This window comes from Psychrobacter sp. Pi2-52 (assembly GCF_904846705.1).
Taxonomy (GTDB): domain Bacteria; phylum Pseudomonadota; class Gammaproteobacteria; order Pseudomonadales; family Moraxellaceae; genus Psychrobacter.
Genome location: NZ_CAJHBS010000031.1, coordinates 1 through 21,224, shown reverse-complemented (window position 1 = coordinate 21,224; position 21,224 = coordinate 1). Strand labels below are relative to the sequence as shown.

15 protein-coding genes are annotated in these 21,224 nt (G+C 42.3%); 5 read left to right on the top strand and 10 right to left on the bottom strand.

All coding sequences use genetic code 11. The features are described 5' to 3' along the window. Positions 1-239: 239 nt before the first annotated feature. From JMY00_RS12780 to JMY00_RS12770, 3 genes are all read right to left on the bottom strand, one after another. Positions 240-998: a hypothetical protein gene (locus JMY00_RS12780; RefSeq protein ID WP_201580425.1), complete on the bottom strand. Its 759-nt coding sequence runs from the start codon at positions 996-998 to the stop codon at positions 240-242. Between the two features lie 66 nt (positions 999-1,064). Further along, entirely contained in the window at positions 1,065-2,435 is a 1,371-nt protein-coding gene (locus JMY00_RS12775; protein WP_201580424.1) for a restriction endonuclease subunit S, read from the bottom strand. Further along, on the bottom strand, positions 2,435-4,813 hold the full coding sequence (locus tag JMY00_RS12770) for a class I SAM-dependent DNA methyltransferase (protein ID WP_201580423.1): 2,379 nt from the start codon (positions 4,811-4,813) through the stop codon (positions 2,435-2,437). Before JMY00_RS12770 ends, JMY00_RS12775 begins: the two co-directional genes overlap by 1 nt. Before the next feature lie 387 nt (positions 4,814-5,200). Between JMY00_RS12770 and JMY00_RS12765 the strand changes: the two genes are divergently transcribed. Next, a complete protein-coding gene (locus JMY00_RS12765; protein ID WP_201580422.1) occupies positions 5,201-5,494 on the top strand; it encodes a contact-dependent growth inhibition system immunity protein in 294 nt (97 codons plus the stop codon). A gap of 417 nt (positions 5,495-5,911) precedes the next feature. Here JMY00_RS12765 and JMY00_RS12760 read toward each other — a convergent pair whose 3' ends face one another. Beyond that, positions 5,912-6,274 carry a hypothetical protein gene (locus JMY00_RS12760; RefSeq protein WP_201580421.1) on the bottom strand — a complete coding sequence of 121 codons (363 nt, stop codon included), beginning with the start codon at positions 6,272-6,274 and terminating at the stop codon, positions 5,912-5,914. Positions 6,275-6,309: 35 nt separating this feature from the next. Between JMY00_RS12760 and JMY00_RS12755 the strand changes: the two genes are divergently transcribed. Then, entirely contained in the window at positions 6,310-7,110 is an 801-nt protein-coding gene (locus JMY00_RS12755; protein ID WP_240990755.1) for an NAD-dependent deacylase, read from the top strand. A 103-nt stretch (positions 7,111-7,213) separates the two neighbouring features. Here the strand turns inward: JMY00_RS12755 and JMY00_RS12750 are convergent, their stop codons facing one another. The 4 genes from JMY00_RS12750 to JMY00_RS12735 all read right to left on the bottom strand — a co-directional run bounded on the left by JMY00_RS12750 (position 7,214) and on the right by JMY00_RS12735 (position 10,953). Further along, positions 7,214-8,212, bottom strand: coding sequence for an adenosine deaminase (locus JMY00_RS12750; RefSeq protein WP_201580420.1), 999 nt, complete (start codon positions 8,210-8,212; stop codon positions 7,214-7,216). Positions 8,213-8,416: 204 nt separating this feature from the next. After that, the gene (locus JMY00_RS12745) at positions 8,417-8,941 is read right to left on the bottom strand and encodes a TPM domain-containing protein (protein ID WP_201580419.1); all 525 of its coding nucleotides are present in this window, start codon (positions 8,939-8,941) and stop codon (positions 8,417-8,419) included. 71 nt (positions 8,942-9,012) lie between these two features. Beyond that, complete coding sequence (locus JMY00_RS12740; RefSeq protein WP_201580418.1) at positions 9,013-10,197, bottom strand: TPM domain-containing protein; 1,185 nt, start codon at positions 10,195-10,197, stop codon at positions 9,013-9,015. Between the two features lie 123 nt (positions 10,198-10,320). Then, positions 10,321-10,953: a LemA family protein gene (locus JMY00_RS12735; RefSeq protein ID WP_101204949.1), complete on the bottom strand. Its 633-nt coding sequence runs from the start codon at positions 10,951-10,953 to the stop codon at positions 10,321-10,323. A gap of 955 nt (positions 10,954-11,908) precedes the next feature. Between JMY00_RS12735 and JMY00_RS12730 the strand changes: the two genes are divergently transcribed. Beyond that, positions 11,909-13,456: an alanine/glycine:cation symporter family protein gene (locus JMY00_RS12730; RefSeq protein ID WP_101204950.1), complete on the top strand. Its 1,548-nt coding sequence runs from the start codon at positions 11,909-11,911 to the stop codon at positions 13,454-13,456. A 459-nt stretch (positions 13,457-13,915) separates the two neighbouring features. On the opposite strand, the gene JMY00_RS12725 is transcribed toward JMY00_RS12730, so the two are convergent. Both JMY00_RS12725 and JMY00_RS12720 read right to left on the bottom strand, forming a co-directional pair. Next, positions 13,916-14,521: a fasciclin domain-containing protein gene (locus tag JMY00_RS12725; RefSeq protein ID WP_201580417.1), complete on the bottom strand. Its 606-nt coding sequence runs from the start codon at positions 14,519-14,521 to the stop codon at positions 13,916-13,918. A 423-nt stretch (positions 14,522-14,944) separates the two neighbouring features. After that, positions 14,945-15,499 (bottom strand): fasciclin domain-containing protein, encoded by a 555-nt coding sequence (locus JMY00_RS12720; RefSeq protein WP_057758533.1) that lies wholly within the window; start codon positions 15,497-15,499, stop codon positions 14,945-14,947. A gap of 572 nt (positions 15,500-16,071) precedes the next feature. On the opposite strand from JMY00_RS12720, the gene metH reads away from it, so the two are divergent. Together metH and JMY00_RS12710 are read left to right on the top strand one after the other, a co-directional pair. Then, positions 16,072-19,875, top strand: coding sequence for a methionine synthase (gene metH / locus JMY00_RS12715; RefSeq protein WP_201580416.1), 3,804 nt, complete (start codon positions 16,072-16,074; stop codon positions 19,873-19,875). Positions 19,876-20,083: 208 nt separating this feature from the next. Further along, on the top strand, positions 20,084-21,013 hold the full coding sequence (locus JMY00_RS12710; protein WP_201580415.1) for a bile acid:sodium symporter family protein: 930 nt from the start codon (positions 20,084-20,086) through the stop codon (positions 21,011-21,013). Positions 21,014-21,224 lie beyond the last annotated feature (211 nt).

Sequence of the window (21,224 nt, the reverse complement as noted above, 5' to 3'; positions counted from 1 at the left end):
ATAGACTTCGGCTTGGGCGCTAGTGGTAACCGCTATTGCGCCTAATAAAGCTGCTACGGTAAACTTTTTCACCCTATTATTCCTTTTATTGTTTTCTGTATTTATTTTAACGGCTTTTAGGCGCTTGCCAGCCACGAACATCAATCTTACCCGTGACAGCCGCAGATATTAAAGCGGTGCGGCATACTTGCACGAGTTGGGCGGTTTATTCGACTTCATTAAAAAACTTAATCCAAGTTTTACGGCTCATCGCACATCTGCTTAAAGCTTTTACCAAATAACGCTTTATTCAGTTTTTGCTGATTTTTAAATACCACTTCAGAGTCGGCATGATAGACCTGATCATTGACGCAATTACCAAAACCAAAAGTAACCAAGTTTATCTTGGCGTACTTAGTAGGGTTGCTGGCTTTTTCTTCCTGATAGCGCTTGGTAGCCAAACTGCGGTAATACTTACCACCATCGTCTGTGATATCTGCTTGCTCTTGAATTTGCTCTTCAACAAACTGCTTCCATCTATTTTGCACAGCCGTTTCATTCTCTAATAACGGCTCAATATAAGTTTTACACATTTGCGGGCTTTGCTTGAGTGCCTCACTGGGATTTAGATATCCCAAAATCGTCAATTTATTTTGTTTATATTCGCCGTCAATAGATTTGACCAACTCTTGCTTATAACCTTTTGCGTCAGGCACCACATCAAGTCGTTCAATATTATTCTTAACTTTTATATATTCTTCAGTAAGCTTGTCTAAGTCTTTCATCGATAACTTGTCTAGTGCATCAATATCCATCGGTGGAAAAAAGCTTTCTAGATTTGATCTGGTTAAGCTTTCTAATACTAAATGTGAATTCTTGATTTGCTTAGCGGTATATTTTTTACTATCAAAGTCACCTTTCATACTGCAAAAATCATCTTGCCATTTATAGGTCTGTGCTTGGGCGATGGTGGTCACGGCCATTGATGCCAATAGAGCTGCTACGGTAACTGCTTTCATCATATAACTCCTTTTATTGATTTTCTTGTTTATCAAACGCAATATGCGCTTAATCTCTATTTACAGCTACTCAGACGCCCGCCAACCCCTCACATCAATCTTACCCGTGACAGCCGCAGATATTAAAGCGGTGCGGCGTTCTTGCATGAGTTGAATGGCTTGTTCGGCATGGTTAGTTAAATCAGAGAGCTTATAAAGCAATCTATGTAGCTCTTCAATCACAGCATTTTGTTCAGAGTACGGAGGTAACAAAACTGGTAAGTTATTTAGTCCTCCTAGCGATAGTGCTGGCTGCGCAGTAACGTTAACACCATCATCCATAGCACCTTCATTTTTTAGATGCTGAAGAAGAAATTTTATATATTCTGTGTTACAAATATCACTATCCAGAGTCAGCTTTAATGAATTTCCTGAGACAACACTTCTTTTTGTAAGCTTAGGAAGAATTGAGGACATACCAAAACGCGCTCCTATTTTAGCTATGATTATATCTCCAGCCTTAGCTTCACTTCTTGAAATTGTATTAAAATGACTTAGTGTTATATTTTTTAATTTACTTTCATCGATTATTCCTGTTGTAGCAAAATTACTTTCTATGACAAAAATATCTCCGTCATCAACAAAGTGAATAGACTTCAAATTACTTCCAAACGGTCCATCGACAAATGCATTAGACTGTTTTGCCTTTATATGCTTTAAACTACATACTCTCCAATGCTCAGGCACTTCCCCCAACCACTCGACGCCCGAATCTTTCATCGGTGCATTAGGGTTTAAACCTTTGGTCACCGCATGACTGATCACCGCTTGTCGCTTTTCTTTTAGCAGCTGGATAAGGGTTTGCTGCTTCTCAATTAAGGTATCGATTTGGGCGGTTTGGTAATCGAGAAAATTGGCGATGCTTTTTTGTTCATCTTTTGGTAAAAGAACTGTTGAAGTGCTAACCAGATCACCCATATAAACACCGCTTTGAGCACTTGCTTTAGAATTAGCTTCCAATTGAGACTGGTAATTTTTTGATTCTACAAAATACTTATAAAATTTTGGCTCTGCCAAGTCTGAAAGACGAAGAAAAGCAACACTTCGTTGAAATGCATAAGGTTTGTCAAACTCATAAACACATGTACGTCCAATAGTACCTACACATGTAATTAATAGATCACCTTTTTTAGGAAACCCATTCGCTGTAATTTCTTTATAATCTTTTTCTGAAACCATACTCTCAGAATCACTTATTTCTACTCCTTTATGCAGCACATTCTTGGCACTTAAGAAGGGAAAGCCTTCACTCACTCTTGCATGAGTCCCGTGTGTTCCATCCTTTATTTGAATAATGACTCTTTTGAATAAGATCGGCTCCCAATGAACAGGGATTTCAGATACCCATTCCGAATCTGTATTTTTATATTCTGGATAAGCTAAATACTTTTCAGCCATTACGAATGCACCTCACCCAATAACTGCATAATCTCGCTACTGACTGCATCCAAGTCCGCGTCTATATCGGCAAGCGGACGCGGTGGCTCATACACATAGAAATGACGGTTAAACGGTATCTCAAAGCCGACAATGCCAACCTCTTCATCAATGGCATCTGTCTTATCGGCATTGATCCACGCATCAGGCACATGCGGCTGTACTTCACGGGCGAAGTAGCTTTCAATCAGATCAGTAGTCGTCACCTCAGGATTCAGCGGCACGTTTTCATAATCACGTAAATCGCTGTCAGTTTGGAACTCAACTATTTTGAGTGGCTTGTTCGAATTGGCGGGTTTATAGCTAAATGCACCATAGAGCGGGTTGGCAACCTTAACCGATTTTTTAATGACGGGTTCCGCTTCAGGATTTTTCCAAGTGATCGCATCTAGCAGTTGTTTCTTTTCTTTAGCATCAAGACTAATATCTAAGCTGGCATCAGTATCTTTTAACGCTTGTTTGAGCACTTTCTCAAACTCATTGAAATCATCGAATTGGCTTGCACCGATAGCCGCTTGTAAGGCTTTGGCTTTATTCATTATCTCAAGCTGATCTTGCCAAAGCTTGGCATCGAGCACATCTTTAATTTGCTTTTCTTTCAGCTCACTAAAGTCTGCCTTAATCATTGCACGCGCTTCTAAAATGACCGCTGCTAAATCACCATAGTTATTATTGTCGTCGTTAGTCGTCCAATTACTACCAAATGCCTCATACAGCGCTGGCATGACCATATCAAACGGTTTAGAGGCATAACGTAAGGTTTCTATAGCGTCATCAGATAGCTGCGCGGATAGACGTAGCGGACGCTCAATGGTGATACGGCGATAGCCAAACTCGTGAGTGGCAAAGATTTTACTGGCAAAGGTCTTGGCAGGCTCGGCCTTAGGACTTGCCGCTTGACGGCCACGGTTAGACTTCACCTCTTCAGGCTTATCGAGCACACGCGCATCAACCACCTCAAAGTCACCAAAGCTACGGATAATGGTCTTGATATCATCATCGCTCATCTCATTGCGCTTTGAGCCAAGTGATTTACGCATCTTGCCGTATAGGTTACTGCCATCGATCAATTGCACATGACCTTTACGCTCAGGCGCTTTCTTATTGCTTAAGACCCATACATAGGTAGCGATACCCGTGTTGTAGAACATATCGGTAGGCAGAGCGATAATGGCCTCTAGTAAATCAGCCTCAAGGATGTAACGGCGAATCTCACTCTCTCCACTCCCTGCGCCGCCCGTGAATAGCGGTGACCCATTTAAGATAATACCGATACGACTGCCCTGATTGCTGCTGTTATCTGCATCTTTAGCATTATCAGTAATCGGACGCATCTTGCTAAGCAGATGCATCAGGAACAATAGCGACCCATCAGACACGCGCGGCAAGCCAGCCCCAAAGCGACCGTCAAAGCCTTTTTGCTCGTGCTCGTCTTTGATCTCACCTGATATCTTTTTCCAATCCACCCCAAACGGCGGATTAGACAGCATATAGTCAAACTTCTCAGCGACCAGCTGATCACTAGACAAAGTATTGCCCAGCTTAATGTTATTCACCTCTTGCCCTTTGATCAGCATGTCAGCTTTACAGATGGCATAAGACTCAGGGTTGAGCTCTTGCCCATAGGTACGCATGACCGCATCAGGGTTCAGCTCTAGCACGTATTCCATACCAGATGATAGGAAGCCGCCCGTACCTGCTGTTGGGTCATAAATGGTGCGAATAATGCCGTCTTTGGTCAATGCGTCATCATCTTCCATAAATACCAGTGAAGTAGTCAGGCGGACGATATCACGCGGGGTAAAATGCTCCCCTGCGGTCTCGTTCGAGCTTTCAGCAAAGCGGCGAATCAGCTCTTCAAACACAAAGCCCATTTCATGATTAGAGATAGCCTCAGGACTTAGATCAGTATTGGCGAACTTCTGCACCACTTTATACAGTAAGTTAGCATCGGCCAGCTGACCGACAAACTCTTCAAACTTGAAGTGTTCAAATATCTCGCGTGCGTCTTTAGAGAAGGATTGCACGTAGGTATTAAGGTTATCTTTGATATCGCTTTGACCCATCTTGCTTAAGTCCATTGGCGAGGTATTGTAGAACGGTCGCTTGCTGGCACGAATGATAAACTTCTCTTGCGCTTCCTCTGGCAGACCCATATCAGCGATACGTTGGCTCTCAGCCACCACAGCTGCTTTAGTCTCTTCTAATACGCACTCTAAGCGGCGTAGTAGTGTGAATGGCAGGATGATGCGGCCGTATTGAGATTGCTTAAAGTCACCGCGCAATAGATCAGCGACAGACCAGATGAAAGCCGCTGTTTGAGAGAAGTTTTTGGTCATGGAATTGTCTTATTGTTTGTTGGGCAAGGTTGAATAATGTTATAAAAAAATAGAACAAATAAATGTCCAGTAAGATACTGAGAACTATATCAGATTTAAAGGTGAGTTACAGGTATGGCAGGTGTTGTTGATAGAAATCAAATCAATATAAAGATAGCATAGATACTATTCATAGTACCTTATCCTTATATAACGGTGTTTTCGTCACTTTTCGTCACCCCTAGAGGCCTATTTTAAGCATATAAAAAAGCTATTTATTTAAAATTTAATCATACAATACAAATACTTATGCATATACTACTGATTAGGTAAAATCATAAAGTGACGATATAAACATGGAAGCGTGACGAAAGTGACGATTATAAAGATAATGGACTATGGGACGTTATGATTAATACATTTACATATCTAATGAATGCCTACTTCTATCAAGAGTGGTGGGCAGAGTATTCCGATCCTAGCGCTAATGATAAAGACGTACTATTACGTTTCGCGAGTAATGAAAATATGGAAATATTAAACAGCTTAGTTCAAGAGATTGAATATATACTAGCAAATGATCTTGCAAAGACAACTTTTGAAACTAACAGCTTTGATTTCGATCCTTTACTACGTGGTTACTCTAGTGAGCAAGCATGGGTTGAATCAGTTTATAAGATACTAATTGTTGAAATCAGATAATTTACTTTCATTAACATAATTTTTTTGTAAGTGGTCATCACCTTTTCTATGGTAAGCATATAGAGTAACGATAGAAAAATGTTGTACATACTGTTGTGCATATTAAAAAATATTTACTAAATTTATTTTATTATCAATAACTTATAATAATTCATTGACTCCCGCCGAGCGCACCAACTATTATGTTCCAACCTTGCTCTACCCTTCCCTTAGTACTATATTAAACTTCCTATACTCATCAAACCTACATATCAAAATGTTTGCGATTTTTCTGTGCTTGTATACTTTTAATGCTCTCACCTATAGTCGATTCAGTATAATTTGGATACAAGGAAGTCGAGTGAAAGTACTACAAGTAGTAGACTGAGCGAGACTGACACCGTAGCCAATTTATAGAGGATTGACTATATAGCAAAATTACTCTGCATCTTGTAAATTGGCAGTCAATTGAGCACGGCTAGGTATACGGTGATAATTAATCACTGGCACATCACCCAAACGGCGCTGACCTTCAGCAATTTTTTTATCAATCGTAATCATCGCAATTTTTTTATCTTGTTTGCTAACGAGCAAATGATTTGCCTTACGTGTGACTCGATAATCAGCAAGATGCTGTTTTAATATCGCTGATGTTTTTTGCAGCGCATCATTCGGTGTTGCATTTTTTGATTTTGCGCCGCTATGCTTTTCGCCTACTTTTGCGCCGCGCGATTTTGCCACGAACCATAAAACTGCGATGACAGCGAACAATATGACAAGCCACCAAATTCCGTCTATCATAAGTAAAAATATCCATTATTAGCAAGGGTTGGCTCATGTTAGCAGAATTATCACCAGCGTTAATAGCAGAAGTAAAACTTGCAGCACAACTACTGGCATCCAAACAGCGTATCTGCATTTTGACTGGGGCTGGCATTTCAGCAGAAAGCGGCATCCCAACGTTTCGAGATAAGCAAACAGGGCTGTGGGAGAACTACGGTGTCGAAGACTTGGCAACCCCTGAAGCGTTTACTCGTGATCCCAAGCTAGTATGGTCATGGTATCAGTGGCGTCGGCAAATGGTCGCAGACAAAGCACCAAATCCAGCCCATCATGCGTTGGCTCAGTGGCAGTATCATGCGCAAACCTCCGATCAGCAAGTGACACTCATCACCCAAAATGTCGATGATTTGCACGAGCAAGCTGGTAGCGCAGTGACTCACCTGCATGGTCATCTGTGGCGCAATCGCTGTGGTCAGTGTGAGATACCCTATCAAGATCAATCGAGAGCATCGTACGATAATCAAGGCACTATGAGCTTTGATAAAACACTGCTTAACTGTCCGCATTGTGACGGTTATATTAGACCAGATATTGTTTGGTTTGGCGAAGCTCTACCTGTACAGGCATGGCAGACTGCCGAAGAAGCTGCGGCTAATTGCGAAGTATTTATCAGTATTGGTACCTCAAGCTTGGTTTATCCTGCTGCTGGATTGGCACAATTAGCCAAACAAAATTGTGCGCAAGTTATCGAGGTAAACCCTGACCCAACGCCAAATACTATCGTCGATATCACATTAGCAGAAAAGGCTGGAGTAATACTGCCGCTACTTATAGAAGAGATTACTACTTTATAATTGCTACTACTTATAGATATTACTGAATGACAGACAATAAAAAAAGCTTAACGATTTATATAAACCGTTAGGCCTTTGCTACTAAAAACAAGCTCGTTGTAGCTTATTTCAATGCAAGATCAACTCTCGCTAAGTAAGCTTCTTTTAACTCATCACTGATAAATGCCGATTTAAACGAGTTTTTTGCCAAAGTAATAACATCGTCTTCCGTAATCGGTAGATTCTCATATAGATTGATGAAGTTTTGATTCACATACCCTTTGAAATAAGCTGGGTCGTCTGAGTTAACGCTGATATTCAGACCATAATCTAAAAGCTCTTTAATATTGTGCTCTTTATAAGTCTCAAAGACTTTTAGCTCGATATTTGAGTTCGGGCAAACGGTCAGTGGCATCTGCTCATCTTTGAGTCTTTGCATCAACTCTGGGCTTTTTATAGACTGCACACCATGATCGATTCTATTAATATTCAATAAATCTAACGCTTCGTAGATGTACGAGAAGTCTGCTTCTTCGCCTGCATGAGCGACCAACTTAAAGCCTTCTTCTTTGGCTTTTTGGAAGACTTCTTTGAATTTCGATGGTGGGTTACCCAATTCTGATGAATCCAGACCAACACCGATGATGTCATCTTTATAATCCAGTGCTTGATCTAATGTCTCAAACGCTTCTTCTTGCGATAGATGACGCAAGAAACACATGATGATGCATGATGTAATACCGTATTTTGCTTTGGCATCGGCGAGTGCTTCTTTGATACCTGTGATGACCGCTTCAAAAGGCACGCCGCGTTCGGTATGCGTCTGTGGATCAAAGAATATCTCTGTGTGAATAACATTATCTTCGACACATCTAAGAATATATTCCCACGTCAAATCATAAAAATCATCTTTGGTGAGTAGGACGTTGGCACCCGCATAGTAGATATCTAAAAAGGTCTGCAGATTGTTAAAGTTATAGGCGGCGCGCACGTCTTCTACGCTGTCATAAGGTATCTCTACGTTGTTCTTTTTGGCCAGTCTAAACATCAGCTCAGGCTCTAGCGAACCTTCAATATGTAGATGAAGTTCAGCTTTCGGTAGTTTCTTTATTAATTCAATCATAGTATTCCAATAATGGTTTTATCGAGACGAGCCCTAGTAGATATTGCACAGTAGGATAATCAAACCATACATATATGAGGCGTTATCTGTCTCAGAAAAATTATTTTAACACTAAAAGCATATCGCCTAAAACAAAACCCTTTGATCGTATAGATAAGCTACTTATAAAAGCAACCTTCTTAATAAAACCGTATAAGGCGCAAACTACTTTAAAAATACCACTGTATCGGACAGCTCATTGCCTTCTGGATCATGCTCTAGATGATAGTATTGACGTAGCACCTGCCCCACTTCATCTAGCAGTTCAGCCAAGCTCTCTTCTGTCTTTTGAGTAGCAATACCAGATACTGCCTTTTCGCACATTGCATTCCATACCGTTGGACTAACGTGAGCGCTGATACCTCGGTCCGCGACAATCTCTAGTTTACGCTCGCATACATTGACGTAGATTAAGACGCCCGTGTTTTCTTCCGTATCCCAAACGCGATATTCGCTAAACAAATCAATCGCACGCTCACGGCAGTTCATGCGATAAGCTTCTTGGATAGGCAGATGATTTTCTACAATCAAGAACACCTCACCACGATGCCCACGCTCAGCTCGTGTCACAGCACCTGTTAAACGCGCCTTAGATTCTGTTGTTAGCCACTTACTATGTAATAAAGGGACGAACAAAACTTGGCGCCACCAGCGGGCAAAACTGGGGTTTGAAGCGTTGTCTTCTACCATTATATTATTTCCTCAAGTACGTCGTTTTCGATGGTTATGTAGAGTTTATTTTGTTTGCGTATGTGGAATACTTACCACGAGCCACCTGCACCGCCGCCGCCGAAACCACCGCCGCCGCCGCCAAAGCCGCCGCCTCCGAAACCACCACCGCCAAAGCCGCCTCCACTACCGCCGCCCATACCGGGTAAGAAAATCATGCCGCCTCTGCGACCACCTTTACCGCCGCCGCCTTTTCCACCGCCACCGCGGCGTGAGATCAAAAACATCCAGATGAATATTGCCATAATCAGCGTCATAAAGAAGCCGCCGCCTAATGCTATTGAACCTGCAAAAAACCCGCCAGCAGTAATGATAGAACCAAATACTCGGCCCAATATATTAGTAATAAAGCTACCAAAAATCATCGCCATGATAAATAAGAAAATAGGTGACGGCAACTCGTCTGAGCTTTGCTGAGCAGTGCGTTCTGCAGCTTGCGCATCAGCACGGGCTAAAACTTCAGGGTCAGCAGTTAAGCGCGTTTTAAGCGCTTCAACGCCAGCGATTATCCCTGCGCCATAGTTATTTTGCTTAAATAACGGCGTGATATCTTCGCGAATGACACGGTTAACCGCCGCATCGGGCAAGACGCCTTCTAATCCATAACCAGTTAAGATATACATATCACGATCATTGACAGCGACAACCATCAGCAGACCATCATCGATAGCTTCATCACCCAGTTCCCACTTCTCAGCAACTTGCAATGCATAATCAAATATTGGTACGCCATTGGTAGTTGGTACGATAACCACCGCTGCTTGTGCTAATCCCTGCTGATAGATACTTCGAAGCTGCGCCTCTAGACGTAGCTTTTCTTGAGGATTTAAAATATTGGCTTGATCAACGACTGGTTCATTGAGTATCAACTTATCAGCGTCAACACCCTCGGTACTGGAACGTACAGGTGGCTGAGCGGTTGTTTGGGCATTGGCTGTATCATTTGCTGTACTTTGGTTATCTGCGTTTTGATTGATAGCGTCGTTGCCGAGCATCGCTTCATTGATAGCATCGTTATTTAATACAGCATCATTGATTGCTTCGTTAGACTCGCCTGCTTTAGTAACGGCCACCAACTCTTCGACACTACGGTTTTGCAAATCCGAGGTGTTATCTGTCGCCACCGCTGTATCATTGGGTGCAGCGTGCAATGCAGGCACGCTGACGACACCTAACGTAAACAGTAATGCTGATAAGATTGCTTTTGAATTATTCATCTAATCTATACCACCTCAGATAACATCTTTACCAATTGATAGACTCTAGCTAATCATCATTGAACCATTAGCTAAATAAACAGAGCTGCCTATGCCGCTCTGTCGTCACGTTCATTCTAAATTTTATTCAGCTGACTTTTCTGCAGAGTCGCCAAAATCAACACTTGGTGCGGTTGAAATCGCCTCTTCATTGGCCACACTAAAGTTGGGCTTAGTATCCATACCAAATACTTTTGCAGTGATGTTGGTTGGGAACTGACGTACCGTTGTATTGTATCCCTGCACTTCTTGTATATAACGGTTACGAGCCACAGCAATACGGTTCTCAGTACCTTCTAACTGCGCTTGCAGGTCCTGAAACAGTGCATCTGATTTTAGATCTGGATAACGCTCAGATACTGCCATCAAACGTGACAATGCACCTGTCATCTGCTCTTGCGCTGCTGCATAACGCTCCATCGCTTCTGGATCATTAAGCACTTCTGGCGTCACCGTGATACCGCCCGCACGTGAGCGAGCTTCTGCCACTTGGGTGAAGACTTCTTGCTCTTGCTCGGCATACTGCTGTACGACTTTGACTAAGTTTGGCACCAGATCAGAACGGCGCTGATACTGATTAACCACTTCTGACCATGAAGCAGTGACCTGCTCATCTTGTGCTTGTAGGTTGTTGTAGCCACAGCCGCTTAGACCAACCGTAGAAGTTGTCAATAAAGCGGCTAGCAACATCGGCTTCATAATAGATTTACGCGTCATTGTTGATTCTCCTAATAATGATAAATAACAAATATCCAGTACCACGTTTTTAATATTTTTAAGTTTTCTTGGTATTCATACGGCAGTCATGCACTCTATATATTGTATATCTCGCATCACTCTATCAGCATGATATCAAAAGAAGTTGTCCTAATGATGGCGTTATATACGGCTTTTTACAATTGACCGTTACCAAAACACAACCGCATAGTGTCAACGATAACGTGTTTTTATCATGATAGATATAGAGCAAAAATTTAGCAGTCTGGTGCAATCAGAATAAATGTTATGAAAGTACAAACAATTATTTATATATAATCCAAATCCTACTAATGTATCAGCCAAATAAAATACGAATATATCTACCGTCTATAAAGAAATTTCTAGTAATTAGTACAAAAATATGGCAAATTGCAGTTACGTAGCCGTACGGTTTGAATACATTTGGTAGTGGACTTATAGTTTGATTAGTATTAGCGAGTTGTTAATTTCTTAATAAAAACATCAATTAACTATCAAATTATCGCTAAATACTGTCAATTCGCCATACCAGTCATGTATTTACTCAAGACAGCTCATAGTAAGTTGAATGCCATCATGGTGATGGATATTTAATTATATAACCGCCTGTTTTATCCGCCGGTCAACTTATGACTCATCTGATGTATAACATGATGATAGAAGACCGCAGTAGTTGAGGTTGTAGAATAATAGTAAACGCAGCTGATATTTATATTGTCAGTGATAAGCGCTATGCAAATAGTCCGTATTACTGATGAGATACGCGGGTAAATACAGACAACTACAGTCCATTCTTGGTGGCCAAGCACATGAGACTTAGACAATAAATAAGTCGATGCAGAGACTTTAACTGCTTAACTTAAATAAGTAAGTTAACCAGTTAGTTTACTCCTAGCAAACAGTGCCACCTTGAGACAGTACTAGGAACATAAATATGGAAGGTTTAGTTAACTTAGTAAATGGAATTATTTGGAGCCCAGCGCTGATTTATCTCTGCTTGGGTGCCGGTCTGTTCTATTCCATTATGACGCGCTTTGTACAAGTACGTCTATTCGGTGAGATGATCAAACTCCTATTCACTGGTAAATCTAGTGCACAGGGTATCTCATCATTTCAGGCACTTGCCGTCTCACTCGCCGGTCGTGTGGGTATGGGTAACATCGCTGGGGTAGCTGCTGCTATCGGCTTCGGTGGCCCAGGTGCCGTTTTCTGGATGTGGATCGTAGCCTTCCTAGGCGCATCTACAGCCTATGTCGAATCTACTCTTGCTCAGATTTACAAAGAAAAAGATGTGGTAACTGGCGAATATCGCGGTGGCCCAGCTTATTACTTTGAACGTGCCCTTGGTCAAAAGTGGTACGGTATCCTCTTCGCAATCGCTTCTATTTTATCATGTGGTATGTTCTTACCTGGTGTACAGGCGAACGGTGTTATCAGTGCATTTGCACAGGTAATGGGCGAAGGTACGATCATGAACGTTGCAGGCCTAGAAGTTGGCTCTATGCGTTTGGTCGGCTTGGCTATCATTTTAGTCGTGCTAGGTATCATCATCTTTGGTGGTATTAAGCGTATTGCAACCTTTACTGAGTTTGCAGTACCTTTCATGGCATTAGGTTATATTGCCCTAGCGCTAATCATCATGTTCAGCAACTTCAGCTTGATTCCAGATGTATTTGGTATGATTGTTGGTGATGCATTCACTGCACAAGCGGGTTTCGGTGCTGCTATCGGTTGGGGTGTGAAACGTGGTATCTACTCTAACGAAGCTGGTCAGGGTACAGGTCCTCACGCTGCTGCTGCTGCTGAAGTTGAGCATCCATCACAGCAGGGTCTAGTTCAGGCATTCTCAGTATATGTTGATACATTACTAGTATGTTCTGCTACTGCATTCATGATCTTGTCTACTGGCATGTACAACATTCAAGGTACATTACCAGATGGTCAGTTCATCGTACAGAACGTCGCCGCTGCTACTGAAATCAATGCTCCTGCGTTCACGCAAATGGCAATGGAATCTGTATACGGTACGTTTGGTAATGTCTTTATCGCAATCGCTGTATTCTTCTTTGCCTTTACAACAATTCTGGCTTACTACTACATCGCTGAAGTAAACGTGGCTTACTTAACACGCTTCCTTGGTCGTAGTGCGAACAGAACTGGTCTATTCCTAGTGAAAGTTCTTATCATGGCGATGGTTGCTTATGGTGGTCTAAACTCAGCTGGTTATATCTGGGCAATCGGTGATATCGGTGTTGGTCTTATGGCTTGGCTTAACATTGTTGGTATTCTTGTCATCTTCATCGTGGCTCGTCCAACACTTACTATGCTTAAAGACTATGAAGCTCAGCGCAAAGCTGGCGTCACTCGCTATAGCTTTGACCCTGCTAAATTCGGTATCAAAAACGCACCGTATTGGGAAGAGCGTCATCTGGCACAGCAAAAAAGCATGAACGCTGATCCATTACGTAAAGATAAAGTGTAAGTCGATTTAATAAGATTGCTACTTAATCTTATTGAATAAACAAAAAAGCCCGAGACCATGTTCTCGGGCTTTTTTGTTTGGATATTTTTTTACATCGCCACAGAATAGCTTACCAAAAAAATATCAAAATCCATGTTCATACGAGCTGATTCAACACCTTAAAATCACCCTTTTATCTTCTAAAGTTAATCTGCATTCGAAACAACATATAACTGATATTTTGTATTTTTCCTGTCTTCTTTACAGAGCTTACTGTGGCATTTTATAACCTTATTTTAATTAGGTAGCCATACCAGTATAGTTAACCCATAGCTTATATCATTGCTTCAACTTCTGTCACTTAACTTCCCCATTCTTAATTTTTGCGTTCTTAATTTATAGACGTAAAAAAACCTAGCGCGATGGCTAGGCTTCCTTTAACTAACTTGTAGATTCAAAACCTACAAACTAAGAAATAGATTATTCAGGCATTAGTACTGCATCGATAGTGTGGACCACACCATTGGTTGCCATGATATCTGTACCAGTGATATTTGCTGTATTACCAGTAGCATCAGTAATTACGTTGTCTTCACTAATAGTAATGGTTTTACCGTTCGCTGTTTCGATCTCAGTACCGTATGGGATATCAGCCGCTTTAACTTCCATTGCTAGTACATGATAAGGAAGGACCGTTTTTAGCAAGTCTGTATTGGCCAACAACTCTTCTTTAGTCACGCCTAGTTTTTCTAGTACTGGCGCAAACGCATCATCAGTTGGGGCAAATACAGTATGCTTGGTTTCTTCCATTAGCATAGTATCAAGACCAGCAGCCTGTAGCGCAGCGGTTAAGATAGTTAAGTTTTCGTTTTCTGCTGCGATTTCAGCGATAGTTTGAGTCGCTTCCATGTCCATTTCGGCCATTGGCTCTGCTTCAACAGCTTCTGTCTCAGCAACTGGCTCAACTGCCATTTCTTCAGTTGCTTCTGGTTCAGTTGGCTCTGTAACAGTTTCAGTGTCGTTACACGCAGCTAGTGACATGGCTGCGGTTACAACTGCGATAGATAACAAGTTCTTCTTTAACATAGGTAATTCCTTTTTGGATAAATAATTGATTAAGGGATTTATTTAAATTAATAATTTTCGATAAATATAATGGCGATCAATAATTGATAAATGTATCAATTACTCAGTCATACTATTTGGTCCGTTATATTGATAGTTCTCAGTCTAACTGTTTAATTTTTAAATGGTATTTACTTAGGTAGCAACACTGTATCAATCACGTATATAGCATTGTTTGCTTGTATATCAGTTATTGCGATTTTTTAGACAAAATGATGGTACTTGACTACTTTTGAATACATATCTCAATAATTTCAACATAAATAGAAACTTATATAGATAAAGCTCTGAAGTCTAAAACAGCCATTGTCTGATAATGAAATCATCACAAACAATGGCTGCTTAGTCTTATAATAAATACAGTGGGTATGCCTCAGTTAATACTTATTTAGGCAACAATACTCTATCGATTACATGAACAACACCATTGTTGGCAGCGATATCAGTCTTCACGATGTTCGTTGTGCGACCATTCTCATCCATTAACTTGCCTTCTTTGGTCACCATTAGCGTGTCTTTGCTAGCGGTCATTACGTTACCAGGCTTCACATCTTTGGCATACATAGCCATATCACCAGCGACTACGTGATAACCTAATACTTTGGTTAATAATGGCTTATTAGCAAATAACTGTGCTTTGGTCATACCTGTCTCTTGCAATGCTTGCATAAAGGCGGCGTTGGTCGGTGCAAATACCGTATAGTGAGCATTAGGATCAGACAACATATCGACTAGGCCTGCTGCTTGTACCGCTTCTACCAATACTGAAAAATCAGGATTACTTTGCGCAATTTGTACAACATTCATCTTAGCCATACTCTGGCTGTGCATTGGTGCTTTCATATCGCCCGTCTTTGCTGGCATCATGTTATTACAAGCACTTAGACCTGCGATTGAGATAGCCAATGTACCGATGGTGGCAATTTTAGTAAGTTTCATAACATTTTCCCTAATGATTTGAATTTCTGTGACGTTGGTATTGTTTCAACTATGATATTACTGTCTTACAGATCATCCTGCCTGCTAATGTCATTTGCTCACCATACTGTATTGCTAACACTAATACTTTTGGTATCAGTTACTGCTAATAAATGAGCCTATATTTATAAGTAGGACTTACTAAGACCTTGTATTTCTGAAATTAAATTAACATGTAAACAATCTTTATCAACCTGCCTTTGCGCAATTTTTTGTGGTATGGGTGTAAATTTTGTCTGACTTCTTAGCGTTCCCGTTGGCTTTCGTTTGCAAAAGAAAAGCTTTATGTAAGCCCTTAGCGAAATGATATTCATTTGTGCGTATCTGCTTTATGAAATAGACTCTATTATCTTGCTTTGTTACTTAGCTCTCCTCTTATTTATCTATTGCCAAAGAGGAATATGCAGTATCCCTATGTAGCAAACTTTTCATGCTAAAATAATGCAAATTTGCGGTCCTCTTCGTGAGACTCTGCACGCTACTGGTTTGTTATTCCTTCTTTTTTTAATAATTACGATATAAGCAGCACACCTATGATTCCAACGACGACCTCACCAACCGATTCTCATACCGATACCGCCTCTAGTTCCTCATCCGCTAATGACTTTATATTGACGCCACCTGCTGTGTTTCCGTTTAAAGAGCAGCAGCTAACCGCTCGTGCACGTATTACTGAGCAGATGGCATCACGCATTTTGATGTTAGACGGTGCGATGGGTACGCAGATTCAGACCTATAAACTAGAAGAAGCGGATTATCGTGGTGAGCGTTTTGCTGATATTGACCAAGATGTACGCGGCAATAACGATCTTCTGGTACTGACTCAGCCGCACATGATCAAAGACATTCATCACGATCATCTGCTAGCGGGCGCTGATATCATCGAGACCAATACCTTTAACGGTACGCGTCTGTCGATGGCTGACTATGACATGCAGTACCTAGTGCCAGAACTGAATAGGACGGCGGCCAAGATTGCTCGAGAAGCTGCTGATGAATTTACTGCAAAAACGCCTGAGAAACCGCGCTTCGTTGCAGGTGTTGTAGGTCCGACGTCACGCACGTGCTCACTATCGCCTGATGTCAATGATCCTGCGTTTCGTAATATTACCTTTGATGAATTGGTACTCAACTACCGTGAAGCGACCTTATGCTTGATAGAAGGCGGCGTCGATATCATCTTGATTGAGACGATATTTGATACGCTAAATGCCAAAGCGGCGATATTTGCCATCACTGGTGTGTTCGATGATATTGGCTTTGAGTTGCCAATTATGATTTCAGGTACGATTACCGACGCGTCAGGTCGCACGCTATCTGGTCAAACAGCCGAGGCGTTTTATAACTCTATCCGCCATGCCAAGCCATTATCAGTTGGCTTTAACTGTGCGCTAGGTGCTGATGCGCTGCGTCCCCATATTCAGACATTGTCAAACATTGCTGATACTTTTGTCTCTGCGCATCCAAACGCTGGTCTGCCCAATGAGTTTGGTGAGTATGATGAAACTGCTGAAGAAACGGCTGCTCTGCTCGAAGGTTTTGCCAAAGCAGGTATCCTAAATATCGTGGGCGGCTGCTGTGGTACGACACCTGAGCATATCCGTCAAATCGCTAAAGTCGTGGCAAACTATCCACCGCGTGTTATTCCTGAGATAGCGCCTGCCTGCCGACTATCAGGTCTAGAGCCATTTACCATCAACTCTGATAGTCTGTTTGTCAATGTCGGTGAGCGTACCAACGTTACAGGCTCCAAAAAATTCCTACGTTTGATTAAGACCGAAGCCTATACCGAAGCTCTTGATGTCGCGCGCGATCAGGTCGAGGGCGGCGCGCAAATCGTCGATATCAATATGGACGAAGGCATGCTCGACTCCAAGCAGGCGATGATTCACTTCGTCAACTTGGTATCAGGTGAGCCAGATATCAGCCGTGTGCCACTGATGATTGACTCATCTAAATGGGACATCATCGAAGAAGGCCTAAAGCGTACGCAGGGTAAATCTGTCGTCAACTCTATCTCATTAAAAGAAGGTCACGCTGAGTTCGTTGAGCGTGCCAAATTATGTATGCGTTATGGTGCCGCGATTATCGTCATGGCATTCGATGAAGACGGACAGGCTGATACTTACGAACGCAAGATTGAAATATCTAAACGCAGCTATGATGTACTGGTCAACGAAGTGGGCTTCCCATCAGAAGACATTATCTTTGACCCAAATATCTTTGCCGTTGCAACGGGTATCACCGAGCATAACAACTATGGTGCTGACTTTATCAATGCCACACGTTGGATTACGGAAAACCTGCCGAACGCGATGGTCTCGGGCGGCGTATCCAACGTCTCGTTTAGTTTCCGTGGTAACCCAATCCGTGAAGCGATCAACTCCGTATTCTTATACCACGCGATCAAAAACGGTCTGACCATGGGTATCGTCAACCCAGCCATGCTTGAGCTGTACGATGATGTTCCAAAGGAAGCCCGTGACGCTATCGAAGACGTCATGCTCAACCGCAATCAAGGTGAAACTGGTCAAGATGCGACTGAGCGCCTGATGACCGTCGCTGAAAACTACCAAGATGGCGGCAAGAAAAAAGACAGTACTGTCGATATGAGCTGGCGCGAAGGCACGGTAGAAGAACGTATCGCCCACGCACTGGTCAAAGGCGTGACGACCTTTATCGAAGCGGATACCAAAGAAGCATGGGAGAAGTATCCTAAACCGCTAGAAGTCATCGAAGGCCCACTGATGGACGGTATGAATATCGTCGGTGACCTATTCGGTGCAGGTAAGATGTTCCTACCGCAAGTCGTAAAATCTGCCCGCGTGATGAAGCAATCCGTCGCATGGCTAAACCCGTATATCGAAGCGGAAAAAGTCGAAGGCGAAGTCAAAGGTAAAATCCTAATGGCAACCGTCAAAGGCGACGTGCATGATATCGGTAAAAACATCGTCGGCGTGGTGCTGGGCTGTAACGGCTATGATATCGTCGATTTGGGCGTGATGGTGCCATGTGAAAAAATCCTCGATACTGCCATCGCAGAAAAAGTCGATATCATCGGTCTGTCTGGTCTGATTACCCCAAGTCTCGATGAGATGGTCTACGTTGCCAAGCAAATGCAAGAGCGCGGCATGACGCTACCATTGATGATCGGCGGTGCAACGACGTCGAAAGCGCATACTGCCGTCAAGGTCGAGCCACAATATCAAAATGATGGTGTCATCTATGTATCGGACGCTTCACGCTCAGTCGGCGTGGTGACCAAATTGCTATCAAAAGAGCACCGTCAAGCGCTCATCGATGAGACCCGTGAAGAATATATCAAGGTACGTGAGCGTCTGGCTAAGCGTCAACCAAAAGCCGCCAAAGTCACCTATGCCGAATCGGTCAAGATTGGCTTTCAGTACGACTGGGAAACCTATGTGCCACCAGTGCCAAATAAGCTAGGACAAGTCATATTGGATGACTATCCAATCGCCAACCTACTGCCTTATATTGACTGGACACCGTTCTTTATCTCTTGGGGTCTGACCGGTAAATACCCGAAAATATTGCAAGATGAGGTGGTTGGTGAAGCGGCTCGCGATTTGTTTGAAAATGCAGAAGAGCTACTACAAAAGATGATTGATGAAAAATCAATCGTAGCGAAAGGAGTGTTTAAACTGATGCCCGCGCGCCGTACTGGTGCAGATACGGTCACCGTCTATGACAATGCGCCTGCTGATGGCGGTAAACCGACCTACCAATTTGAGCATTTACGTCAGCAAAGCGACAAAGCCAGTGGTAAGCCGAACTTTAGCTTGGCAGACTTTGTCTCGCCATCAGAGACACATACCGATCACTTAGGCGGCTTTACCGTCTCAATCGTCGGTACAGAAGCACTCGCTGAGCAATATAAAGCAGCAGGCGATGACTATAATGCCATCATGGTACAGGCATTGTCTGACCGCTTAGCTGAAGCCTTTGCCGAGCATCTACATGAGCTCATCCGTAAAGAGTACTGGGGCTATCAGCCGACCGAGTCACTCACCAATGATGAGATGATTAAAGAAAAATACGTCGGTATCCGCCCTGCACCTGGCTACCCTGCCTGTCCTGAGCATACCGAAAAAGGCAAGTTGTTTGACTGGCTCGGTACGGTCGATGCTATCGGTACAACGTTAACTGAAAGCTATGCGATGTGGCCTGCGTCATCGGTCAGCGGATTCTATTACTCGCATCCTGATAGTGAGTACTTCAACGTCGGTAAAATCAGTCGTGACCAGTTAGAGAGCTATGCTGAGCGTAAAGGCTGGGATATGAAGACAGCTGAGAAGTGGTTAAATCCGAACTTGTAGTCGATTGGCTAATGAAACTATAGAAACCTAATAGTACTTTTTTGGCTTACTTATTTAATATAAGTAAGCCACTTTTTATGGCATTTCATTTTGCTTACCCTCAGCAAACTTATCGCTACGTTCATAGCAAAATACTTTCATCATTTACTAACAAGAACCATGCTAGATTATTGTCTATTCTATTATTTTTGTCTTTGTGAGATAGGCTATGAATCAGATTGCATTACTTTCTAGTTGGATTGGCAAAACTTTTGCAATTTGGGCATTGGTCAGTGCTGTTTTGGGATTTATTTTTCCTGAATTTTTTGCCTCGTTGGCTTTTTTGATCGTTCCTATACTTGGCATCATTATGTTTGGGATGGGCATGACGCTCAAAACGGAAGATTTTCTGGAAATTGTTAAACGTCCTAAACCTGTACTGGTTGGCCTATTAGCACAGTTCACGCTCATGCCTTTGATCGCCTACCTATTAACGGTCATTTTCAACCTCGATCCTTTAATCGCAGTTGGTGTTATCTTAGTTGGCTGTTGCCCTGGCGGTACATCTAGTAACGTCATTACGTTCTTAGCCAAAGGTGATGTAGCTTTGAGTGTGGCGATTACCTCTATCTCTACCCTACTGGCACCTTTTTTGACCCCGATTCTATTAAATGTGTTTGCCGGTCAGCTGATCGACATCGACCTAGCCAGTATGATGATGACCATTACGAAAATCGTCATCTTGCCTATCTTATTGGGTGTTATCTTTCATAAATTTTTGGGTAAAAAGATCGAGTTCGTCACCGAGGTATTACCGATGGTGTCGGTACTGGGTATTTCCATCATTATAGCGGCGGTGGTGGCAGTGTCTAAAGCGACTATCTTAGACAGTGGTGCAATCGTCTTTATCGTGGTTGCCTTACATAATATGATGGGTTATACCTTAGGATATGTAATCGCTCGTTTGTCCGGCTTTACGGAAAAACAGCGCCGCGCCATTATGGTGGAAGTGGGTATGCAAAACTCTGGTCTGGGCGCTGCCCTTGCGGCAACTTATTTCAATCCTGTCGCAGCCTTACCTAGTGCAATATTTAGTGTATGGCATAACTTTAGTGGTGCTCTGGTTGCGAATATTTTTGCTAAGAGAGATGGTGCTTGAAAGGTCACAATATAAAAAATTGGAATAATATCTAAATATGTATTTATAGATTTTCACTTAAAGCTCTTAGATTATTGCAAACATGATTTAAAAAACAATCAACCTTATGTATTAACCTAAGAGCTTTTGAGTAATATAGTCAGTTCAAAATAAAATTGTTATGGTTAGGACAAACATCATAAAACAACTTGGATAAGTCGTTTTCCAACCA